This is a genomic window from Geobacillus sp. YF-1 (assembly GCF_052692335.1).
In genome coordinates, this window is record NZ_CP199850.1 from 3,315,130 (window position 1) to 3,329,292 (window position 14,163).

The window sequence follows — 14,163 nt, forward strand, 5'->3', positions numbered from 1 at the left end:
CCCCATCCCCTTTTCTAATGTTTCAGCGAATTGGCTTCATCGACCCGAACCGTTTTCCGATTCCGATAAAAGGCGATGAGCGCTGCCAAACCGACCGCCGCCTCCGCCGCCGCCACGGCGATCGCAAACAGCGCAAACACGTGCCCATGAACGCTGGGATGGGGGCCGTATTTGGCAAAGGCAACGAAGTTGATGTTCACCGCGTTCAACATCAGTTCAATACAGATGAGAACAATGACCGTATTCCGTTTCGTGAGCGCCCCGTATAGCCCGATGCAAAACAAGATGAGCGAAAGCGCTAAATACGCCGATAATGTCATTCGTCTTCCGCCCCCTTGCCGTCTTTTTTCGCCAGCACGATCGCCCCAATCAAGGCGACGAGCAAAAGGACAGACACAATTTCAAACGGAATCGTATAATACGAGTACAGCCATTGGCCGATGGCCTTGGCGTTATCGGCTGGAAGCGCGCTGCCGTCAGCGCCGAAATCAAGCGTACGGATGCCGGCGTACACGGCAAGGCCAAAAGCGAGAACCGCGAAGGCGGCGGCCGCTTTATGCCCAACGCCGCCAGTCGTCTGCCGCTCCTTGTCATCGGCGTGATGGCGCGTCAACATGATGGCAAACAGCATGATGATCGTAATGGCCCCGGAATAAATGAGCACTTGCACGACAGCGACAAATTCAGCGGAAAGCAAAACGTACAGCCCAGCGATGCCCAAAAACGTCATGACAAGGGAAAGGACCATATGGACGACATTCGTCAACTGGAGCATCATCACCGCACCGGCGATCGCCGCGAGGGCGAGCAAGAAAAAGGCGATGTCCGTTCCGCTCACGGTTTATTCTCCCTTCTTATGTTCGTGTCGTTTTCATCGAGCCAGGCCAAGTCCTTATACAAGGCATCGCGGCTATACTCGGCGAGCTCAAAATTGTTCGTCATAACGATCGCTTCCGTCGGACAGACTTCAGTGCACAAATCGCATAAAATGCAAATTTCAAAGTTGATGTTGTATGTTTCGATCACTTTCCCTTTTTTCGTCGGGTCCGGATGCTTTTTCCCGGTCAGCTGGATGCATTCGGTCGGACAGATGTTCACACACTGGTTGCACACGATGCATTTTTCCGGATAAAACTTTTGAATGCCGCGGAACCGGTCAGGAAGCGGGAGCGGCTCGTGCGGGTAACCGTACGTCACTTTTTCGCGCGTCAGTTCTTTTAATGTATACGCCAATCCTTTCATCAAGCCGATCATCAGTCCAACCCCCTCTCCAATAAAAACGCTTTGGCATCGGTGCCGCTTTTCACACGTCTCCCGGTCGCTCAAAGGAAACCGATGTTTTTCACCAGCCTTCTAGAAAAACCATGCCTTCACCACCGCCGTCAGCACAATGTTGGCGAGCGAAAGCGGAAGCAACACTTTCCAGGCGAACTCCATCAGCTGGTCGGCGCGCACGCGAGGGAACGTGGCGCGAAACCAAATGAAGACGAACACGACCGCACAAAACTTCAAAGCAAACCAAACCGCTCCGGGAATCCAGCCGAGAAAGGCGACCGGATGCCAGCCGCCGAGGAACAAAACTGTGATCAAGGCGGCCATCGCAAACATGTACACATACTCAGCAAGCATAAAAAACGCCCAGCGAAATCCGGAATATTCCACATGAAAGCCGGCGACCAGCTCGGACTCCGCCTCCGGCAAGTCAAACGGCGTCCGGTTCAACTCAGCCACCGCGGCGATGAGGAAAATCAAAAACGCCAACGGCTGGGCGAAAAGGAACCAGACGTCTTGTTGCGCGTTGACGATGTCGACCAAATTCATGCTTCCGGCCAAAAGCACCACGCCAAGCGCCGACATGACGAGCGGAATTTCATAGGAAATCATTTGCGCCGCTGCCCGCATCCCGCCAAGCAGCGCATATTTGTTGTTGGATGCCCAGCCCCCGGTGATGACGCCGACGATCGTTAATCCGGAAACGGCAATGTAATACAAAAGGCCAACGCCGAGATCGGCGAACCGGAACGCATCGGTAAACGGCACGACCGCCAACACCATAAACGACGGCGCAAACGCAATCACCGGGGCCAGCACATACAGCGGGCGGTCGGCCGCTTTCGGGATCGTATCCTCTTTCAAAAGCAGCTTCAACACATCGGCGACAGTTTGTAAAAGCCCGAAACGGCCGCCGACTTGGTTCGGGCCGATACGCCCTTGCATAAACCCCATCACTTTCCGCTCCGCCAAAATGCTGTAGGTGACAAAGGCGAGCACGACCGCCAACAGCAGCGCTCCAAGCCCGAAAAAGAGGGCGATGTTCGACCAGCTTGGGGCGGATTCAAGCCATTGCTCCATCATCCGTCGACCTCCCCGAGCACAATGTCAATCGAGCCGAGAATGGCGATGACATTGGCCAAGTTTTCCCCTTTGAGCAGCTTCGGGAGTATTTGCAAGTTATAAAACGATGGGCGCCGAAATTTCAGGCGGTACGGCTCTTTTTTGCCGTCGCTCGCAATATAGCAGCCGATTTCACCGCGCGGCGCTTCGATGCGGACGAACGTCTCGCCGGGCGGCGCTTTAATGATGCGGGGCACTTTTCCCATGATCGGCCCCTCAGGTGGAAATTGCTCGCACGCCTGCTCGATGATGCGAAGCGACTGTTCGATTTCCGCCATTCGGCATTCATAGCGGGCTAGACAGTCGCCGCCTTCGCGCACCGGAACATCGAAGTCAAACCGGTCATACACGGAATACGGCTCATCTTTGCGCAAATCCCATTTCACGCCCGTCGACCGCAAGTTGACGCCGCTTAACGAATAGCTGATCGCTTCTTCTTTCGTATACCGCCCGACACCGGTGACGCGTTCACGGAAAATCTCGTTGCCGGTAACAAGCTCATGGTAGCCGGCGAGTTTCTCGCGCATGTACGGAACGAACTGTTTCACCTTGTCGATCCAGCCGTCCGGCGCGTCCCACTTGACGCCGCCAATGCGCATATAGTTGAACGTCAGCCGCGCCCCGGACAGCTCATTTAAAAGATTAATAATCATTTCGCGCTCGCGGAATGCGTACAAAAACGGGCTTGTCGCACCGAGGTCAAGCAAATACGTCCCCCACCAGACGAGGTGGCTGGCAACCCGACCGAGCTCCATCGCAAGAACGCGCAAATACTCGGCCCGTTCCGGCACTTCAATCCCCATCATCGTTTCGACCGCATGGCAAAGCACATAGTTGTTCGTCATCGCCGACAAGTAGTCCATCCGGTCGGTATACGGGATGATTTGCGTGTATTGCAGCCCTTCGGCGATCTTCTCCGTCCCGCGGTGCAAGTAACCGATGACCGGCGTCGCCTCTTGAATGATCTCGCCGTCAATTTTTAAAATGAGGCGGAACACGCCATGGGTGCTGGGATGTTGGGGGCCGACGTTTAAAATCATTTCTTCTGTGCGCAGCATCGCTCACACCTCCGCATCGTACGGCTCGTAATCTTTGCGCAGCGGATGACCGACCCATTGCTCGCCTAGGAAGATGCGGATCAAGTTCGGGTGGCCGCGGAATCGGATGCCAAGCAAATCATACGCCTCGCACTCCGGCCAGTTCGCCCCCGGCCAAAGCGGGACGAGCGAATCAATTTCCGGGTTGTCGCGCTCGATTTTCACTTTCAGCGCCACCGGCTGCCGGTTTGGGTACGAGTACAAGTGGACGTACACTTCCATATGCGTCTTGTAATCGGTGCCGTGCAGCTCGGATAAATAGTCAAAGCGGAGCTGTTCATGGCTTTTCAACAACTCAGCGACTTTGTAGTACGCCTCTTTTTTTACGACAAGCGTCGGCACATCTTTCGCCAGCCGGTTGATATACGCGTCTTCAAGCACATCGGGACCAAGATGCTCACGAATGAGACGAACGTAGTGTTCAAGCAGCGGATCGTTCGGCGACGAGGTGGTCGGCTGTTCCGTCCCGCCGTCAGCGCCAGTGGCTTTCGCCTTCGCCCGGGCGGCGGCCGGCGCCTTTTGTTTCGCTGCGTCATCGGCGACGTCACCTTGTTGCTTCGCCATGGCGGCAGCCCGCGCTTTCGCCGCCGCGGCCGCTTTTTTCTTCGCGAGTTCCAAGTCCTCGTCCGCCGCACCATCATTCGCCGCCTCACGTTGTCGCCGCAGCTCGGCCGCCTTCGCCCGCGCTTCTTCGGCTGCCTTCCGCTTCGCCGCCTCAAGGTCGTCACCGGTCACCGCACCAGTCGCCGCCTCACGCTGTCGCCGCAGCTCGGCCGCCTTCGCCCGCGCTTCTTCGGCTGCCTTCCGCTTCGCCGCCTCAAGGTCGTCACCGGTCACCGCACCAGTCGCCGCCTCACGCTGTCGCCGCAGCTCGGCCGCCTTCGCCCGTGCTTCTTCCGCTGCCTTCCGTTTCACCGCCTCAAGGTCGTCACCACTCGGCGCTCCAGTGGCTGCCTCACGCTGTCGCCGCAGCTCGGCCGCCTTCGCCCGCGCTTCTTCGGCTACCTTCCGCTTCGCCGCCTCAAGGTCGTCACCGGTCGCCGCACCATCGTTCGCTGCCTCACGTTGTCGCCGCAGTTCTGCCGCCCTCGCCCGCGCTTCTTCGGCTGCCTTCCGTTTCGCCGCCTCAAGGTCGTCACCACTCGGCGCTCCAGTGGCTGCCTCACGCTGTCGCCGCAGCTCGGCCGCCTTCGCCCGCGCTTCTTCAGCGGCTCGTTTTTTTGCGGAAGCGAGATCTTCTGCGGAAGCCGGCGGTTCCGTTCTCGGCGCTTCTTTTATGGGGCCGGGGGGCGGAACGGCGTCCGCATTCGTCTCATTCGTTGGCCGCCGGCCTTGTTCAGCGGCTGGCTGGGCCTGTTCGGCGGCCCGCTTGGCGGCGAGCCGTTCACGCGCCAATTGTTTCGCCCGCTCGGCCGCTTCCTTTTTTCGCTGGGCCAAATCTTTTTCCTCGTCCATTGGTTACAGCACCTTCTTCCCTGTTTTGGCTTCCAAGCGAATTTTTTCTTTCAATTTATGAATGCCGTAAATGAGCGCCGCGGGGTTGGGTGGACAGCCTGGTATGTACACGTCGACGGGAACGATCTGGTCGACCCCTTTGACAACGCTGTACGACTTGACATACGGTCCGCCGGCTGTCGCGCATGACCCCATGGCGATCACCCATTTCGGCTCGGGCATTTGATCATACAGCCGCCGCAAAAGGGGGGCCATTTTTTTCGTCACCGTGCCCGAGACGATCATGACGTCCGACTGTCGCGGAGAGGCCCGAAAAAACGAGCCGAACCGATCAAGATCGTAGTGAGCTCCACCCACCGCCATCATCTCAATGGCACAACAGGCCAGTCCGAACGTGAGAGGCCAAAGCGAGTTGCTCCGCGCCCACCCTTTTAGCTGCTCGAGCGTCGTCAAAAACACGCTCCGCTTGATCTCCTCCATCTCCGCCAACGAAAAACCATCCCATTTCACATCCATCGTAACACCTTCTTTTTCCAAGCATAAATAAGACCAAGGGCAAGCAACGTGATGAACAGAACCATTTCCACCAAAGCAAATAAGCCGAGTTGATCGTAGACGACCGCCCATGGATAGAAAAACACCGTCTCAACATCGAAAATGACAAACAACAAGGCAAACAAGTAATAGCGGACTTGAAACTGGATGCGGGAATCGTGGAACGGATTGTTACCGCTTTCATAAATGGTCTCCTTTGCCTCACTCGGCACGTGCGGCCGCAGCCAGCGTCCAAGCGTAAGCGCTCCAACCGGAAGCAACACCCCAAGACAAAGGAAGACGAAAACGATGGCATAACTATTGGCATAGATGTTGCTCAACGAGCTCGCCCCCTTCCTGGTTTACTACATACGTATGATAATAATGATGAAATTTTTCAATAATTCCCTCGATTCCATTATAACATTTATATCCAGACGTGTCAGCAAAACTTCAGAGGATCGCCGCAACAACATTACAAGCCGCGGGATGCGCTGCCGCTAGCCAATTTCCGCCGCTGGTGGCGAAGAAAAGCAAAAAAAAAGCAGGGGAATCCTCATTCCCCTGCTCTTACTTCATTTCCGCGACATTCAAACGGTTCAAGGCGCGTTTTAACGCCAGTTCAGCCCGCTTGAAGTCGATGTCATCCTGCTGGCTTTGCAGGCGGCGCTCCGCCCGCTCTTTCGCCGCTTGGGCGCGCAGAACGTCAATGTCTTCGGCCCGTTCAGCCGCTTGGGCCAAAATCGTCACTTTGTCCGGCCGAACTTCCAAAAAGCCGCCGCTCACGGCGATATATTGCGTTTTGCCGCCTTTTTTCAGCCGCGCCGCGCTGATCTCCAGCGGGGCGACAAGCGGAATGTGGCCGGGCAGAATGCCGAGCTCGCCGCTTTTCGCCTTGACGCTGACCATCTCGACATCGTCCTCGTATACCGGGCCATCAGGAGTGACGACGCTCACATGGATCGTTTTCATTGTCCAACCCCCCTATCCCGGGTCACACTTCGACACCCATCGCTTTCGCTTTTTCCACCACTTCTTCAATGCGGCCGACTAAGCGGAACGCCTCTTCCGGAAGGTGGTCATATTTGCCCTCTAAAATTTCTTTAAAGCCGCGCACCGTTTCCTTCACCGGCACGTACGAACCCGGTTGGCCCGTGAATTGTTCCGCCACGTGGAAGTTTTGCGACAAGAAAAACTGAATGCGGCGGGCGCGATGGACGACAAGTTTGTCCTCATCGGACAGCTCATCCATCCCTAGGATCGCAATGATGTCTTGCAGCTCTTTATACCGTTGCAGTGTTTGCTGCACTTGGCGAGCGACTTGGTAGTGCTCCTCGCCGACGATTTCCGGCGCCAATGCCCGCGAGGTCGACGCAAGCGGGTCAACGGCCGGATAAATCCCCATCTCAGTGAGCTTCCGCTCAAGGTTCGTCGTCGCATCCAAGTGCGCGAACGTCGTCGCCGGGGCCGGGTCCGTATAGTCGTCGGCCGGAACGTAAATCGCCTGAATCGAGGTGATCGAGCCTTTCGCCGTCGAGGTGATCCGCTCCTGCAATTGGCCCATCTCCGTCGCCAATGTCGGTTGGTAACCAACGGCTGACGGCATGCGACCCAACAGCGCCGACACTTCGGAACCGGCCTGCGTGAAACGGAAGATGTTGTCGATAAACAGCAATACGTCCTGGCCTTGCTCATCGCGGAAGTATTCGGCCATCGTCAAGCCCGTCAACGCCACGCGCATCCGCGCGCCCGGCGGCTCGTTCATCTGCCCAAACACCATGGCCGTTTTGCTGATGACGCCGGAATCTTTCATTTCATGGTACAAGTCGTTTCCTTCGCGCGTCCGTTCGCCGACGCCAGCGAAAACGGAAATCCCGCCGTGCTCTTGAGCGATGTTGTGGATCAGCTCTTGGATCAAGACTGTTTTTCCGACGCCAGCACCGCCGAACAAACCGATTTTTCCACCTTTAATATACGGGGCCAACAAGTCAACGACTTTAATGCCCGTTTCCAAAATTTCGACTTCGGTCGCCAGCTCTTCGAATTTGGGCGCCGGACGGTGAATCGGGTCGCGGCGGGCGTCAGCCGGAATGTCGCCTTCCAAATCAATCGGTTCACCTAACACGTTGAACACGCGGCCAAGCGTCACTTCGCCGACCGGCACCGAAATCGGCGCGCCGGTGTCGATGACTTCCATGCCGCGGATGAGGCCGTCTGTGGACGCCATCGCGATCGTCCGTACGGTATCATCGCCAAGGTGCAAGGCGACTTCCAATGTCAAGTCGATGTCGACTTCGTTTTCATTGCGCGCTTGATGTTGAATTTTCAGGGCGTTGTAGATCGCCGGCAAGTGGCCGTTTTCGAACTTGACGTCTACAACCGGACCCATGACTTGGATAACGCGTCCTCTTGTCATCGTTTTCCCTCCTAACTTGCTAGTCCGCTATTGCAAGGCGTTTGCTCCGGCGACAATTTCCGTAATTTCTTGCGTGATCGCTGCTTGGCGAGCACGGTTGTAGGAAAGCGTCAGCGTGCGAATGAGCTCGTTCGCGTTGTCAGTCGCGTTCTTCATCGCCGTCATCCGGGCGGCATGCTCGCTCGCTTTCGCATCAAGCAACGCGCCGTAAATCAAGCTCTCCGCATACTGCGGCAGCAACACGTCCAAAATTTCCTCTTGCGACGGCTCGAATTCATACACCGTGCGCTGTTTGTTTTCCGCCAAATCGGTGAGCGGGAGCAGCTTTCGTTCCGTCACCTCTTGCTGGATCGCACTGACGTAATGGTTGTAGTACATATACAGTTCGTCAAAGGTGCCATCGGCGAACAAGCCGACCGTTTTGCTGGCAATCTCTTTGATGTCGGCAAACGAAGGTTGATCCGGCAGGCGGGTGATATCGAGAATGACCGGCATATTCCGTTTGCGGAAAAAGCTCAACCCGACGCGGCCGATGACAATGATCGCATATTCATCGGGAGAAGCGTGGCGCTGTTGAATCGTTTGATAGACGAGACGCAACACGTTGCTGTTGTACGCCCCCGCGAGACCGCGATCGGATGTAATGACGAGATAGCCCGTTTTTTTCACCGGGCGCGAAACGAGCATCGGGTGCGAAGCGCCGCCGGCCCCGAGCGCCACATTGGCTACGACCTCCTGCATTTTCTCCATATAAGGAACGAACGATTTCGCATTTTGCTCCGCGCGGTTCAATTTCGACGTCGAGACCATTTCCATCGCTTTCGTAATTTGGCTCGTTTTTCTCGTCGCATTGATGCGCGTTTTAATATCGCGTAACGACGCCAAAGGTTTCACCACCTTTTTGCTGCACGGGATCTACAGGCGCAAGGGGGCAAAGCAGCCCCCATCGCCTTATTGGGAAACGACAAACGTTTTCTTGAACGCTTCGATCGCTTTGTTGATATCTTCCTCGTTCGGAAGGTCTTTCGTCGTGCGGATGTGTTCAAGCAAGTGCTGGCCGTTTTGATCGAGCCACAAGTAAAACTCTTTTTCAAAACGGCGCACATCTTCAACCGGAATGTCATCCAAAAAGCCGCGCGTCAATGCATAGATGATCAACACTTGTTTCTCAACCGGAATTGGTTGGTGCAAGTCTTGTTTCAGCACTTCCACCGTGCGCGCCCCGCGGGCGAGTTTCGCCTGCGTCGCTTTATCGAGGTCGGAGCCGAATTGGGCGAACGCCTCTAATTCGCGGTACGCCGCCAAGTCGAGACGGAGCGTCCCCGATACTTTTTTCATCGCTTTGATTTGCGCGGCCCCACCGACGCGCGAGACGGACAGCCCTGCGTTGATCGCCGGGCGGACACCGGAGAAGAACAAGTCCGATTGCAAGAAAATTTGCCCGTCCGTAATCGAGATAACGTTCGTCGGAATGTACGCGGAAATATCGCCCGCCTGCGTTTCAACGAACGGAAGCGCAGTCAACGAACCGCCGCCTTTCGCATCGCTCAATTTCGCTGCGCGCTCAAGCAGACGGGAGTGCAAGTAGAAAATATCCCCCGGATACGCTTCACGGCCCGGCGGACGGCGAAGCAGGAGCGACAATTCACGGTACGCCGCCGCTTGTTTCGACAAATCGTCATAGACCACGAGCACGTGTTGGCCTTTGTACATGAAATACTCGCCCATCGATACGCCGGCATACGGCGCCAAGAACAAAAGCGGAGCCGGCTGCGATGCCGAAGCGGTGACGACGATCGTATAGTCGAGCGCGCCGTGTTTGCGGAGCGTTTCGACAACCGTCCGGACCGTCGATTCCTTTTGCCCGATGGCGACATAAATACAAATCATGTTTTGATCTTTTTGGTTGATGATCGTATCAATCGCGACAGACGTTTTCCCCGTTTGCCGGTCGCCGATGATGAGCTCGCGCTGACCGCGGCCGATCGGCACGAGCGCGTCGATCGCTTTGATCCCGGTTTGTAGCGGCTCATGCACCGATCTCCGGTCCATAACGCCCGGCGCCGGGCTTTCGATCGGGCGCGTTTCGGTCGTTTCCACCGGACCCAAACCGTCAACCGGCTGGCCGAGCGGGTTGACCACGCGGCCGATGAGCGCCTCTCCGACCGGCACTTCCATGATCCGTCCGGTACGGCGCACTTCGTCCCCTTCTTTAATGCCCGTGTACGGTCCTAAAATAACGATACCGACGTTGTTTTCTTCCAAGTTGAGCGCCATGCCCATGACGCCGTTGGCAAACTCAACGAGCTCGCCGGACATGACATTATCGAGCCCATGAGCGCGGGCGATCCCGTCACCGATTTGGATGACGGTGCCGACGTCGCTCACCTGAATTTGCGATTCGTAGTTTTCAATCTGCTGCTTAATGAGCGCGCTGATTTCCTCCGCTCGAATGCTCATGCCTTTCACCCCTATCTCCAAATGTTAGCCGATCAACTGCCGCCGGATCCGTTCAAGCTGTCCGCTGACACTGCCGTCGTAAATGCGGTTGCCGATGCGCAGCTTGACGCCGCCGATCAATTCCGGGTCAACGATATTTTCAATGTGAAGCGTCTGTTTTCCGACTTTTTTCGCAAAAACGTCAGAGAGCGCCCGCAGTTCCTCATCCGTCAATGGCCGTGCCGAATAGGCGACCGCCTTGGCGATGCCGCGCGCATCGTCGACGAGGGCGAGAAACTGTTTCGCCAGCTCAGGCACAAGGCCGAAGCGATGGCGCTCTAGAAGAAGGAGAAGCGTGTTTTGCACCGGAGTGGACACGCCGGCGAACGCTTCGCGGACAAACGCTTTTTTCTTCTCTAGCGAAAGCTTCGGATGCGAAAGAAGCGATAAAAACTCGCCGTTTTCCGCCAACGCTTGGCGCACGGCGCTGATATCCTCCTCGATTCGGTCAAGCTGCCCTTGTTCGAGCGCGATTTGAAACAGGGCGGCTGCGTACCGTTTGGCGATCGTTTCGTTGTTCATCGCGCTTCTCCTGCCTCTTGAACGTCTTTGAGATACGCTTCGATCAGCTTGCGTTGATCTTGCTCCGTCAGCTCTTTTTCAATCACTTTCGAGGCGATGAAGACAGACAAGGAAGCCACTTGTTCGCGAAGCGCAGCCATCGCCTGTTCTTTTTCGCGCTCGATCTCTTGCTTCGCCTCTTCTTTTACCCGTTCCGCTTCGGCGCGAGCCGAGGCGACGATTTGTTCCTTCTGCTCTTCAGCGAGCTTGCGTGCGTTTTCAATGAGCGCTTGCGCCTCTTGGCGCGATTGCTTCATCAGTTCACGCTGTTCTTCAAGCAGTTTTTCCGCCTCTTGGCGATGTTTTTCCGCTTGATCGATTTCGTTGGCAATATGCTCCTCGCGCTGTTTCATGATATTCATTAACGGCTGCCAAGCGAATTTGCGCAATAAAGCAAGCAAAATAATAAACATCAGCAATTGGTAAATGATCGTGCCGCCGCTGATGCCATGCGCCGCTTCGCCGAGCACCCATGCATTCGCGTTCCACAACACCGCGTTTCACTCCTTTCGACAGCTGCCGCACTGGCGCGATCGTACAACATCGCACATAAAGGAATGGCGAAGGTGGTCGTTGACACGAACTTCGCCATCACTTTCCATCATCCAATTTCTTATCGACCTAAGTAAATGAACGAGAAGACGACACCGATGATCGGAAGCGCCTCAACCAAGGCCACCCCGATGAACATCGTCGTTTGCAAAACCGGACGCAGTTCCGGTTGACGCGCGATTCCTTCGATGGTACGGCTAACGATCAAACCGTTGCCGATACCGGCACCCAACGCTCCCAAACCTACCGCAATTGCAGCTGCAAGCACACCTAAACTCATGTCTACATATCCTCCTTATAATTTCAGTAGTAAAATGATTCTGGAGATTAATGGTCATGGCTGACTTTATGCGCCATATAAACCATTGTTAACATCGTAAAAATAAACGCTTGAATACAGCCGACAAAGATGCTGAACGCTTGCCATACCATCATCGGAATGGCCGCGCCCACCGCCCCAAGCACCCCATAGTTCGTGCCGAGGCTTGCCAGCAAGCCAAGCAAAATTTCCCCGGCGTAAATGTTCCCGAAAAGACGCAAACCGAGCGTCAGCGTGTTGGCAAACTCTTCGATGATTTTCAGCGGGAACAACCAGCCGACCGGACGGGTAAAATCGCGAACGTACTCGGCCGCTCCCTTCATTTTGACACCGTAATAGTGGGTCAGGGCAACGACCATGACGGCTAGCGTCAACGTAACGGTCGCATCAGCGGTCGGTGATTTCCACCAAAGCTCGCCGTTCACATGGACGGAGAACGGCAATCCGAGCATGTTGGCCACAAAGACGTACATGATGAGCGTCACGCCCAACGTCAAAAAGCGGCCGCCGGTTTGCCAGTCCATCGTGCTGTTGATGATGCCCCTGACAAAGTCAAACACCCACTCAATAAAGTTTTGCATTCCGGTCGGGCGCAATTGGAGCGAGCGAGTAGCCGCCACAGCAATGATGAAGACGATCAAGCTGGTGATCGTGATCATCAACATATCGGATAAATTAAAGGTAAGGCCTAAAAATTTGACAAGCGGCGCTTTATGCTCCATCATCATTCACCTCGCTTTCATGCGGCTTGTCATGTTTCCATTTGTGAAAGAGGAAATCTATTACAATGACAAGATAGGATGTCATTAATCCCACGATCGTCGGCACGGGGGCGAAATAGCGTGGATAGGCCCATGCGATGACGGCGGCCAACGCAGCGAGCGAAAACCGCGTCAACGTGCCCAATGTGCGCACTTTCTTGCGCGCTGTCACCGCTTGCCCAAATTTTTCGATTTTCCAGCTTAAATTCCAGATGATCAGAAGTCCGATTGACGTGCCGAGAATCAAGCTCAGAAAGGCGGTTTTGTACGGCGTCCATCCAAATCCAAGCGTATAGATCGCGAGCAAATACAATATGTACTTGACATGCCGCAAGCGCATTGCTCGAAAATGATCCATTCCTTTACTCCTCAGAGAAATATTGGTTGATAAACCGCAGCATGGCATAAACACCAGCTGCAAGGCCAAGCAAGAGACCGGCGATCAGAAAGATCGGCTCCGTGCCTAACTTGCCATCGAGCCATCGGCCACCAAACACACCGATGACGACGCAACCAACCAATTGGGACACAATCGCCGACATCAACGCCATCGCTTGAAGGGGGTGACGCCGCTTTGGGGACATAAGTCTGCACACCCTTTAACTGCAACATGAAAACCTTCTCAATCTACCCCTTGTAAAGAATACAATACCGCTTGGTCAATGTCAATGTGTTCCCACATAAAACCTTGTTTCCACAGGGCAAATATTAATAATTTGTGACAATTTCTCATCTTTTTCTCACAATTGTCTTGTATAATGGTATATTTTATTTTTGGCCTCTTTGCGATGGTCGGATGGTCGGGGAAAACGCTTACGGTTTCCATCGCGAACAAAACCCCGCTCCGCGGCGGGGCGCTTAAGAGCCTTATTTCGTCCCGAACAACCGGTCGCCGGCATCGCCGAGGCCGGGAACGATATAACCGTGGTCGTTCAGCCGCTCGTCGAGGGCAGCAATGTAAATGTCGACGTCCGGATGCGCCGTTTCCACCGCGTTTACTCCTTCCGGCGCCGCGATTAGGCACATGAATTTAATGCTTTTCGCCCCCCGCTTCTTGAGCGCGTCGATCGCCGCCACTGCCGAACCGCCGGTTGCAAGCATTGGATCGACGATGATAAAATCGCGTTCTTCCACATCGCTTGGCAGCTTGACGTAATATTCCACCGGCTTGAGCGTTTCCGGATCGCGGTACAGACCGATATGGCCGACCTTCGCTGCGGGGATGAGCTTCAAGATGCCGTCCACCATGCCGATGCCGGCGCGCAAAATCGGGATGACGCCGAGTTTTTTGCCAGCGATCACCTTCGCTTTCGCCTTGCTGACGGGAGTTTCAATCTCCACTTCCTCAAGCGGAAGGTCGCGGGTAATTTCAAACGCCATCAACGTCGCCACTTCATCCACCAATTCGCGAAACTCTTTCGTCCCTGTATGTTTGTCGCGAATGTACGTGAGCTTGTGCTGAATGAGCGGATGGTCAAATACGTACACTTTTCCCATGGGTCATCTCCTCTTCCGTATGTATGCGGTACACTTCTATACATTCTACTGAAAAATCGGCGCCTGTTCAACTGGCGA

19 protein-coding genes are annotated in these 14,163 nt (G+C 55.2%); all 19 read right to left on the reverse strand.

Annotated elements, in window-relative coordinates:
- Nucleotides 1-14: 14 nt before the first annotated feature.
- The 19 genes from nuoK to upp all read right to left on the reverse strand — a co-directional run bounded on the left by nuoK (nt 15) and on the right by upp (nt 14,085).
- A complete protein-coding gene (gene nuoK / locus ACTVIM_RS16385) occupies nt 15-320 on the reverse strand; it encodes an NADH-quinone oxidoreductase subunit NuoK (RefSeq protein ID WP_033020473.1) in 306 nt (101 codons plus the stop codon).
- On the reverse strand, nt 317-838 hold the full coding sequence (locus tag ACTVIM_RS16390; protein ID WP_445613240.1) for an NADH-quinone oxidoreductase subunit J: 522 nt from the start codon (nt 836-838) through the stop codon (nt 317-319). Before ACTVIM_RS16390 ends, nuoK begins: the two co-directional genes overlap by 4 nt.
- Nucleotides 835-1,254, reverse strand: coding sequence for an NADH-quinone oxidoreductase subunit NuoI (gene nuoI / locus ACTVIM_RS16395; protein WP_033020477.1), 420 nt, complete (start codon nt 1,252-1,254; stop codon nt 835-837). The genes ACTVIM_RS16390 and nuoI overlap by 4 nt, the downstream gene beginning before the upstream one ends.
- Before the next feature lie 99 nt (nt 1,255-1,353).
- Nucleotides 1,354-2,355, reverse strand: a complete 1,002-nt coding sequence (nuoH, locus tag ACTVIM_RS16400; RefSeq protein WP_033020478.1) for an NADH-quinone oxidoreductase subunit NuoH — start codon at nt 2,353-2,355, stop codon at nt 1,354-1,356.
- Nucleotides 2,352-3,452, reverse strand: a complete 1,101-nt coding sequence (locus ACTVIM_RS16405; protein ID WP_033842879.1) for an NADH-quinone oxidoreductase subunit D — start codon at nt 3,450-3,452, stop codon at nt 2,352-2,354. The genes nuoH and ACTVIM_RS16405 overlap by 4 nt, the downstream gene beginning before the upstream one ends.
- 3 nt (nt 3,453-3,455) lie before the next feature.
- On the reverse strand, nt 3,456-4,946 hold the full coding sequence (locus tag ACTVIM_RS16410; protein ID WP_445613241.1) for an NADH-quinone oxidoreductase subunit C: 1,491 nt from the start codon (nt 4,944-4,946) through the stop codon (nt 3,456-3,458).
- Between the two features lie 3 nt (nt 4,947-4,949).
- Nucleotides 4,950-5,462 carry a NuoB/complex I 20 kDa subunit family protein gene (locus ACTVIM_RS16415; protein ID WP_033020484.1) on the reverse strand — a complete coding sequence of 171 codons (513 nt, stop codon included), beginning with the start codon at nt 5,460-5,462 and terminating at the stop codon, nt 4,950-4,952.
- Nucleotides 5,453-5,821: an NADH-quinone oxidoreductase subunit A gene (locus ACTVIM_RS16420; protein ID WP_445613242.1), complete on the reverse strand. Its 369-nt coding sequence runs from the start codon at nt 5,819-5,821 to the stop codon at nt 5,453-5,455. The genes ACTVIM_RS16415 and ACTVIM_RS16420 overlap by 10 nt, the downstream gene beginning before the upstream one ends.
- Before the next feature lie 229 nt (nt 5,822-6,050).
- Nucleotides 6,051-6,452, reverse strand: coding sequence for a F0F1 ATP synthase subunit epsilon (locus ACTVIM_RS16425; RefSeq protein ID WP_033020486.1), 402 nt, complete (start codon nt 6,450-6,452; stop codon nt 6,051-6,053).
- Nucleotides 6,453-6,474: 22 nt separating this feature from the next.
- Complete coding sequence (atpD, locus tag ACTVIM_RS16430) at nt 6,475-7,896, reverse strand: F0F1 ATP synthase subunit beta (protein WP_033020488.1); 1,422 nt, start codon at nt 7,894-7,896, stop codon at nt 6,475-6,477.
- Between the two features lie 27 nt (nt 7,897-7,923).
- On the reverse strand, nt 7,924-8,781 hold the full coding sequence (atpG, locus tag ACTVIM_RS16435) for an ATP synthase F1 subunit gamma (RefSeq protein ID WP_033020489.1): 858 nt from the start codon (nt 8,779-8,781) through the stop codon (nt 7,924-7,926).
- 66 nt (nt 8,782-8,847) lie between these two features.
- Nucleotides 8,848-10,356 (reverse strand): F0F1 ATP synthase subunit alpha, encoded by a 1,509-nt coding sequence (gene atpA / locus ACTVIM_RS16440; protein ID WP_033020490.1) that lies wholly within the window; start codon nt 10,354-10,356, stop codon nt 8,848-8,850.
- Between the two features lie 24 nt (nt 10,357-10,380).
- Nucleotides 10,381-10,917, reverse strand: coding sequence for a F0F1 ATP synthase subunit delta (locus tag ACTVIM_RS16445; protein WP_033020492.1), 537 nt, complete (start codon nt 10,915-10,917; stop codon nt 10,381-10,383).
- Entirely contained in the window at nt 10,914-11,447 is a 534-nt protein-coding gene (locus tag ACTVIM_RS16450) for a F0F1 ATP synthase subunit B (protein ID WP_445614378.1), read from the reverse strand. The genes ACTVIM_RS16445 and ACTVIM_RS16450 overlap by 4 nt, the downstream gene beginning before the upstream one ends.
- A gap of 122 nt (nt 11,448-11,569) precedes the next feature.
- Nucleotides 11,570-11,788 (reverse strand): F0F1 ATP synthase subunit C, encoded by a 219-nt coding sequence (gene atpE / locus ACTVIM_RS16455; RefSeq protein ID WP_011232830.1) that lies wholly within the window; start codon nt 11,786-11,788, stop codon nt 11,570-11,572.
- Nucleotides 11,789-11,835: 47 nt separating this feature from the next.
- Nucleotides 11,836-12,549, reverse strand: a complete 714-nt coding sequence (atpB, locus tag ACTVIM_RS16460; RefSeq protein WP_033020498.1) for a F0F1 ATP synthase subunit A — start codon at nt 12,547-12,549, stop codon at nt 11,836-11,838.
- Nucleotides 12,539-12,946: an ATP synthase subunit I gene (locus tag ACTVIM_RS16465; protein ID WP_051985083.1), complete on the reverse strand. Its 408-nt coding sequence runs from the start codon at nt 12,944-12,946 to the stop codon at nt 12,539-12,541. Before ACTVIM_RS16465 ends, atpB begins: the two co-directional genes overlap by 11 nt.
- Nucleotides 12,947-12,950: 4 nt before the next feature.
- Nucleotides 12,951-13,172 (reverse strand): AtpZ/AtpI family protein, encoded by a 222-nt coding sequence (locus tag ACTVIM_RS16470; protein ID WP_033020500.1) that lies wholly within the window; start codon nt 13,170-13,172, stop codon nt 12,951-12,953.
- A gap of 283 nt (nt 13,173-13,455) precedes the next feature.
- Nucleotides 13,456-14,085 carry a uracil phosphoribosyltransferase gene (gene upp / locus ACTVIM_RS16475; protein WP_033020503.1) on the reverse strand — a complete coding sequence of 210 codons (630 nt, stop codon included), beginning with the start codon at nt 14,083-14,085 and terminating at the stop codon, nt 13,456-13,458.
- Nucleotides 14,086-14,163 lie beyond the last annotated feature (78 nt).

Excerpts from the sequence above, each read along its gene's own strand:
- atpA (WP_033020490.1), bottom strand. The coding sequence starts at position 10,356 with ATGAGCATTCGAGCGGAGGAAATCAGCGCGCTCATTAAGCAGCAGATT.
- ACTVIM_RS16470 (WP_033020500.1), bottom strand. The coding sequence starts at position 13,172 with ATGTCCCCAAAGCGGCGTCACCCCCTTCAAGCGATGGCGTTGATGTCG.
- ACTVIM_RS16405 (WP_033842879.1), bottom strand. The coding sequence starts at position 3,452 with ATGCTGCGCACAGAAGAAATGATTTTAAACGTCGGCCCCCAACATCCC.
- nuoH (WP_033020478.1), bottom strand. The coding sequence starts at position 2,355 with ATGATGGAGCAATGGCTTGAATCCGCCCCAAGCTGGTCGAACATCGCC.
- upp (WP_033020503.1), bottom strand. The coding sequence starts at position 14,085 with ATGGGAAAAGTGTACGTATTTGACCATCCGCTCATTCAGCACAAGCTC.
- atpE (WP_011232830.1), bottom strand. The coding sequence starts at position 11,788 with ATGAGTTTAGGTGTGCTTGCAGCTGCAATTGCGGTAGGTTTGGGAGCG.
- nuoI (WP_033020477.1), bottom strand. The coding sequence starts at position 1,254 with ATGATCGGCTTGATGAAAGGATTGGCGTATACATTAAAAGAACTGACG.
- ACTVIM_RS16425 (WP_033020486.1), bottom strand. The coding sequence starts at position 6,452 with ATGAAAACGATCCATGTGAGCGTCGTCACTCCTGATGGCCCGGTATAC.
- ACTVIM_RS16415 (WP_033020484.1), bottom strand. The coding sequence starts at position 5,462 with ATGGATGTGAAATGGGATGGTTTTTCGTTGGCGGAGATGGAGGAGATC.
- ACTVIM_RS16445 (WP_033020492.1), bottom strand. The coding sequence starts at position 10,917 with ATGAACAACGAAACGATCGCCAAACGGTACGCAGCCGCCCTGTTTCAA.
- nuoK (WP_033020473.1), bottom strand. The coding sequence starts at position 320 with ATGACATTATCGGCGTATTTAGCGCTTTCGCTCATCTTGTTTTGCATC.
- atpB (WP_033020498.1), bottom strand. The coding sequence starts at position 12,549 with ATGGAGCATAAAGCGCCGCTTGTCAAATTTTTAGGCCTTACCTTTAAT.
- atpD (WP_033020488.1), bottom strand. The coding sequence starts at position 7,896 with ATGACAAGAGGACGCGTTATCCAAGTCATGGGTCCGGTTGTAGACGTC.
- ACTVIM_RS16465 (WP_051985083.1), bottom strand. The coding sequence starts at position 12,946 with ATGGATCATTTTCGAGCAATGCGCTTGCGGCATGTCAAGTACATATTG.
- ACTVIM_RS16410 (WP_445613241.1), bottom strand. The coding sequence starts at position 4,946 with ATGGACGAGGAAAAAGATTTGGCCCAGCGAAAAAAGGAAGCGGCCGAG.